The 1,551-nt window shown below is 41.2% G+C and carries 1 protein-coding gene; it reads right to left on the bottom strand.

The window, feature by feature from the left end:
* The coding region (gshA, locus tag VXQ92_RS17325; protein ID WP_416682655.1) for a glutamate--cysteine ligase at positions 1-1,475 on the bottom strand (1,475 nt) is incomplete at its 3' end.
* Between the last annotated feature and the right edge of the window lie 76 nt (positions 1,476-1,551).

Raw genomic sequence — 1,551 nt, 5'->3', positions numbered from 1 at the left:
AAAGTCTCTGCACTAATCTCATGCTTTTCATAAGTTTCAGCATGTAACTGTGCCATATGACTACCAAAGCTCCAGGTTCCACCATGCTTTAATGTGTCATCAATCACATGAGCAGATAATGTTTCATCTACTTCATCAATACGTTCTTGCATCACAGCCAAAGCCGAGCTGTATAGATCTGTTGCATAGGTCTGATCGAGTAAGCGAGCACAATCCTGCATTTTAGAAATATGCTGACGTGCCCAATCTTCAATATGGTAAGACCCGTTTAAATCAGTAATGGTTGCGTTTGGTGCTCGACCACGATTAACCACTTCTGTCTGGTTTTTCTCAATCAAATCTTGCTCAGAGCATAACAATTCAGGACTATCGCTTAATAAACAATAAAGCGCTAATGCCTCAAGGAAACCTGCTGTTGTTTCATTGACGCCAATTGCCGAATATGGATTTACGTCTACTGCACGAAGTTCAACATAACCGACGCCTCGATTTTTCAAGGCCTGAGATGGTGTTTCACCCGCTTGAGGAACTTGTTTTGGACGCACGAGACTGTAATATTCATTCTCGATTTGTAAAACATGATCATTAATTTGCAATGGTTCACCAGAGGCATCATTTAACCCTAAACGGCTAAATGGCGGGTATGGAGAATGTACTGCTTTTTGTAAACCATCCAAATAACCAGTTAAGTTGTTATAGTGAATGCCTAAACTTTTTTGTGCCGAGTTTTGGTAGCCTAAACGTCCCATACGCAGAGCTGTAGCATACGGTAAATAATATGACCCTTTGATTAAAGGCAACAAATGATGTTCATGACCCGTCAGAAAACAACGGCAAACCGATGGACTCGCACCCACCAAAAACATAACCAGTGGCGTTAAACGAATAAAGTTACGAATCAGACCAAAATAGCGATGACTACGATAATCTTGCAGACTAAGTGCTTTTAATTTTTCGTCAGTTTCATGTGCCTGCAAAGCAGAAAAAAGAGAATCAGGGAAAGATAAATTATAGTGTACGCCCGAAATCGTCTGCATACGGCGACCATAACGAATACCTAAACCACGGCGATAAAGCGTCTTGAAACGGCCAATATTAGAAGTGCCATATTGAGCTAGACGAATACGTTCTTCATTGTCATCTAGCATACATGGCATAGACAACGGCCAGAGCTTTTCACCATTTTCTAAATGACGGTGCACAACCGCATGAATATCGGTGAGCTCATGCAAGGCATCACCAATGGTTGGCTGTGGTGAAGTAATAAACTCCATCAACGCTTCAGAATAATCTGTGGTGATTTTCGGATGTGTTAAAGCTGAACCTAATGCCTTTGGATGTAACTCTTGTGATAAGAACCCATTACTTTGCATACGTAGGCTTTCACGTTCTATTCCACGTAACATGCCTTGTAGTAGCGACGAATCCACCCAAGCAGGAATAACTGATTGAGATGGTGTAGTGGGTTGACTCATGCATTTGCTCGCTTATAAAAGATCACTATGTACAAAATCGTGACATGATACGGCTATTGATATGATCACATCATTT

Source organism: Acinetobacter sp. 228, assembly GCF_048147885.1.
The sequence above is the reverse complement of the archived record's forward strand: the minus strand, read 5'-3'. Positions and strand labels throughout refer to the sequence as shown.